This window comes from Burkholderia sp. BCC1640 (assembly GCF_902833125.1).
GTDB classification, from domain to species: domain Bacteria; phylum Pseudomonadota; class Gammaproteobacteria; order Burkholderiales; family Burkholderiaceae; genus Burkholderia; species Burkholderia diffusa.
In genome coordinates this window covers 1-4,809 of the sequence record NZ_CADFEF010000069.1, presented here as the reverse complement: position 1 = coordinate 4,809, position 4,809 = coordinate 1, and the positions used below count along the sequence as shown (strand labels likewise).

3 protein-coding genes and 1 pseudogene are annotated in these 4,809 nt (G+C 62.3%); 1 reads left to right on the top strand and 3 read right to left on the bottom strand.

All coding sequences use genetic code 11. The features are described 5' to 3' along the window. Nucleotides 1-183 precede the first annotated feature (183 nt). The gene (locus HWX25_RS32355) at nucleotides 184-612 is read right to left on the bottom strand and encodes a hypothetical protein (RefSeq protein ID WP_175912638.1); all 429 of its coding nucleotides are present in this window, start codon (nucleotides 610-612) and stop codon (nucleotides 184-186) included. A gap of 46 nt (nucleotides 613-658) precedes the next feature. After that, a pseudogene (locus HWX25_RS32350) lies at nucleotides 659-1,639 on the bottom strand (Tn3 family transposase); the annotation flags it as partial. A 72-nt stretch (nucleotides 1,640-1,711) separates the two neighbouring features. Here HWX25_RS32350 and HWX25_RS32345 point away from each other — a divergent pair. Next, nucleotides 1,712-2,832 (top strand): IS3-like element IS407 family transposase gene (locus HWX25_RS32345; protein WP_175912636.1). Its coding sequence is split into 2 segments (ribosomal slippage): nucleotides 1,712-1,970 and nucleotides 1,970-2,832, totalling 1,122 coding nucleotides; the frame shifts between segments, so codons are not numbered across the junction. Nucleotides 2,833-2,859: 27 nt separating this feature from the next. Here HWX25_RS32345 and HWX25_RS32340 read toward each other — a convergent pair. Further along, the gene (locus HWX25_RS32340) at nucleotides 2,860-4,686 is read right to left on the bottom strand and encodes a DUF4158 domain-containing protein (RefSeq protein ID WP_244138828.1); all 1,827 of its coding nucleotides are present in this window, start codon (nucleotides 4,684-4,686) and stop codon (nucleotides 2,860-2,862) included. Nucleotides 4,687-4,809 lie beyond the last annotated feature (123 nt).

Below are 4,809 nucleotides of genomic sequence, written 5' to 3'. Positions count from 1 at the left end.
TTCGAAATTCCACGAAAAATCATGAGCTTATCAGGAGACCGATTTGGCCAAACCGTGTCCTCCGGATGCAAAATCTGGCGCTTCAACCCTCAGCACCGCCCAGACCTAACCGCGTCCGATAGGCAGCCAGCAGACACAGCTGGGCGTCGACCTGCGCCGCCAGCTTTGTCCGCTCCGCCGTCGCTACGCCGAGCGACGTACGTGCGCTTTCCAGTTCCCCGACTGTGAGCCGACCGTCGCACGTAGGGCATCGCGTTCGGTCTCGAAACGGACGTGATCGACACGTATGCGGTCAAGCGCCTCCCGTATCTGCTCACCGTGTGCCCGCGCTTCTCGCAGACTTATACTCGCCGCGCCGGACTCGTCGACCAGCCGCGCGTTGTCCTTGTTCAGTTGGGTAATTTCGTTTTGCGTCAAGATAGCCGTCTGATTGGCATGGCACAGTTCGGCCCGCAGTTGCTGGACCTGCGTCTCGCGCCGGCGCGCTTCCTGTTCGCGCTGCTCGTGACTGGCGCCCCGGTAGGGTTCCAGCGCATCGTGCGATCCTGTCGCAGACCGGTATTGGCGCTGATCGCGCTCGTCGACTTCATCGGATGGACGCCAATCCGCCAACCGTACCCATACGCCGTCCGTCTCTATCCGGCAGGCCTCATAGGCCTCATGATCCCGTGCCTCGCTGCCAGGGCGCGGCTTCCAGCAGGACGTCGCTGTATTGGTCGATGGGAAAGCTCAATGTGCCCCTGAAGTTCACGTGCGCAAAATGCGCAGGCCCCATCCGGCGCAACCACTCGTCGTCGACCGGTCGTCCTTTGCGTCGCCAGCCGTCGACCGTCGCCTGCATGCGCTGCGTGTTCCAGGCGATCACAAGGTTCGTCAACAGTGTCAACGAACCCGAGATGGTGACCATTTCATCACGACGTCGACCGCGCTCGGAGGCCACTCTGCCAGTGTAGATCGCGCGCTGGAGCTGGTGGACCGACTCGCCGCGATTCAGCAACGTATGCAGCTCTCGGCGGAACGCCACGTTGCTGAAGTAATCGCACAGGAAAAGCGTGCGCAGCAACTTGCCGAGTTGATCGGCGGCCCGATGCACCGGGTCGCCTTGTGCGGCGCTGCCGAACCGCTGCAGCGCGACCACCGCGCTGACGCGGCCAGACTGAATCGAGGCGACGAGCCGCAGCAGTTCGTCCCAGCCGTCGCGAATTGCCTTTAGCGAAACGTCGTGGGCCACGACCGGCACCAGTCCTTCGGAGACGGCAAATCCGCGCGGCACATACAACTTGCGCTCGGCCAAATTGCGCAGGTGCGGACACAGGTCGAATCCCAGTAGCTTCGAGACGGCCATCCCAACGCTCGTGTACCCGTGCGTGTCGACGGAGAGTCGCATCAGTCCGCCATCGTCTCGGTTTTCGTTATGCCGCAGTACGCCTTCGATGGCCACGCCCGCCTGCCGCTCGTTCAGCACGATCGGTTGGTTATAGACAATGCCATGCTGGTCCAGCACGTGCGTATAGATCCCGACTGCGTGGGTTCGGCGCCGCGGATCGACGCGGGCATAAAAGAGGTGCGGCGAAGTATCCAGACTCATGGAATCGCTGGATGCGTGTCGCCCCGTTCCCCACAATTCGGTAATCGGATGCGTGTGACCTGCCCCTTGCAAACAGGGCCAGCTGGAGTCTAGTAAAGTTCATTTTCGGAGAAGAAGACGAACATGAAGAAGCGCTTTACGGAACAGCAAATCATCGGGTTTCTGAAGGAAGCCGAGGCCGGGGTGCCGGTCAAGGAACTGGGCAGGAAGCACGGGTTCAGTGACGCGTCGTTCTACACCTGGCGCGCGAAGTTCGGCGGCATGGAAGTCTCGGAAGCCCGCCGGCTCAAGGATCTCGAGGTGGAGAATGCCCGGCTGAAGAAACTGCTGGCCGAAGCAATGCTCGATATGGAAGCGTTGAAGGTCGTCGTCAAGGGAAAGCCCTGAGCCCGCAAGCCAAACGCGAAGCAGTGTCGGCGATTCGGGAGAAGGTCAACATCTCCGAGCGCCGCGCCTGCCGGCTTGTCGGGCTTTCTCGCAGCGTGCTGCATTACGACGCGAAGCCGGACCACGAGAATGAGGTGCTCGCGGCGCGTCTGGTGGAGTTGGCGCACGAACGTCGTCGATTCGGCTACCGTCGACTGCATGCCCTGGTGGAGCGCGAAGGCACGCACGCCAATCACAAGCGCGTCTATCGCCTTTACCGTGAGGCAGGGCTGGCTGTGCGGCGCCGTCGCAAGCGCCACGGCGTCATGATTGAGCGCGAGCAACTGGCATTGCCGGGCGCGCCCAACGAGGTGTGGTCAATCGATTTCGTGATGGATGCGCTTTCCAACGGCCGGCGCGTGAAGTGCCTGACCGTCGTCGACGACTTCACGAAAGAGGCTGTCGACATCGTCGTCGACCATGGCATCTCAGGTTTGTATGTCGCTCGGGTATTGGACCGTGCAGCTCGCTTCCGTGGCTATCCCAAGGCGGTGCGAACCGACCAGGGACCCGAATTTACGAGCCGCGCGCTTGACCAGTGGGCATATGCGAACGGCGTCACGCTGAAGTTGATTCAGGCGGGCAAGCCAACGCAGAATGCGTACATCGAATCGTTCAACGGCAAGTTCCGCGACGAATGCCTTAACGAGCACTGGTTCACGACGCTCGCGCACGCTCGGGCTGTCATCGCGGCATGGCGTCAGGACTACAACGAGCAAAGGCCGCACAGCGCACTGAACTACCTTGCGCCGTCAGAATTTGCGGCGAAACATCGGGCAACCGCGGAGGCTCCTGCCGCTTTCCAGGAACTGGTTTAATGGGACTTTGCTAGAAGCCCATTGGCCCTATTGATGGGGGCACGTCACGATCAGCCCCGCGTATAACGAGACCAGTTCGTTCGCATCGCGCGCGCGACGCGCCAGCAGCGTTTCGCTGAAACCGCTGTGAGCATCCATCTCGATGAGCAGATCGGCTAACTGCGTTGTGCCGATTTCCTTGAACATCAAGTCGCGCATCCGTCTCGGGAGGCCATCGGTGGGCAACGCTTCAATCGCTGACAGGTGCAATGCACCGTCCGTCCCGACAATGACCCGTCCGGCCACCAGCGCTTCTTCGAGTGCCGCCAGCCCCGCCTTAAGGTGGCTCAATAGCCGTTCCAAGAAGGGTTCCGCCGTGTGGGACAAGCCGAGCGATGACAGATGCCGATCACGCTCGCACTCCCACCGCGCCGGCGGAATCAGCAGCTGATCACGGGCGCGGAACGACAGGCTATGGCTGGTCCAGACCGATCCGCGTCGCAAACCCCTGCGCAACCCCGTGATCGCCGAAGCCTCCAGCGCCCGCATCGCACGTACCCGGTCCTCGCCCTCGACGAGGTCCCGCCAGCTTGCGCTTACTGGCACCTCGCAGTCGGAGGGGAGTTCGGTCACGCCGCGGTCGTGCAGCGAGCTGAGGAGTTCGAGCTGTCGCAGGCTCGGCTCAGCCTCCCTGCCGGACAGCTCCAGTTCGCGTAACGGCACCAGCAGGTTGCGGATGCGATGATGATCGTCGGTCAGCGTTTCGCGAACGCTGGCTGCGTGACTCGTCGGCGGCTTGTCTGACAGATCCTCGAGCAACTTGCCAATGTCGTCGAGCCGTTCTTCTGCGGAGCGGCTGGTATCGTTGACGAGCGCCTTGATCGACATCAGCTGCTGGCGGTACTCGACAGCGGACCGGGCCTGCTTGACCGTCGTCCGATCGTAGGCGTGCCGGACGAGATCAGACACGCGGCGACCCGTTTGGTAGAGCAGCGCGTCGGTCAACTCCAGCAGCGTGAAGTGCAAGAAGAAGATCAGCTCGATCGTGCGCGTCGACGCCTTGAGCTCGCGAACCTTGGCGGGACGCCGGGCCTGTATGCGCTGTGCATAGGCACGCTGCTTCTCGATCGGCACCGCGTCTAGGTTCCACGTATGAGTGCCGAGTGACTTGAGGAAACGGACCTGCGAAAGTGTTTCGGTAATGGTAGACGGGCTGTGCCGTGCCGGTGGCGTCTTCAGCCATTCGCGCACGGTCATCCCTGACGTGCCGTGTTGCGTGGACAAGACCGCATCGGCGCGCATCAGTTCGGCGTCGCTGACGGTCGTCTGAATCGTGGCGAGCAGACCGCGTTCGGCCTCCGCCCAGATCGCTCGCCCCAAATCCCGCAGCGTTCGCTCGGCAGGAATCAACAGTCGCCGCTCGTACAGCCAGTAATGCGCATGCTGGACGAGTTCGTCGAGCGTCAGCGATTCGGCCGCATCCTGACGCATCCATGTTCCGAGGCCGGCCCACTGGTCGGCGCCGATCGACGTCAGGCCGAGGTATTCACACGCCCACACCTGGTGCTCGTATTGAGTCTTGTAGCGTTGGTAGAGCGTGCGCAGCGATGCGATCGACGGCGTCGGCAGACCGAGTCGCTCGCCGACATAGCGCAACAGTTGCCGTGGAAGGGTGCCAACGTGGTCCAGCGTGTGGCCGCTGGCCCGCAGAAAGACCAGTTGAACGGCGGCGCCCGCGCGACGATCGCGCCGGAAACGTTCGTTGATCGCGGCTACGTCGCTGTCGTTCAGCGCGAAGTAGCGCTCGACGTCGAACTCCGACAGTCGCGCGGGTAAGCGATCTTGCCCCACATACCGAAATTCCAGGCCTGGCATCTGCTGCCTCCCGTCACGGTCGCAATTGAAAATTGCGGGCACGTAGCTTACCGCAGATCGCGGCCGGGACTGCCGACGGTAGCCGGAATCGACCGCAAGGCCTTGCTACAGAAGACTTTGCGG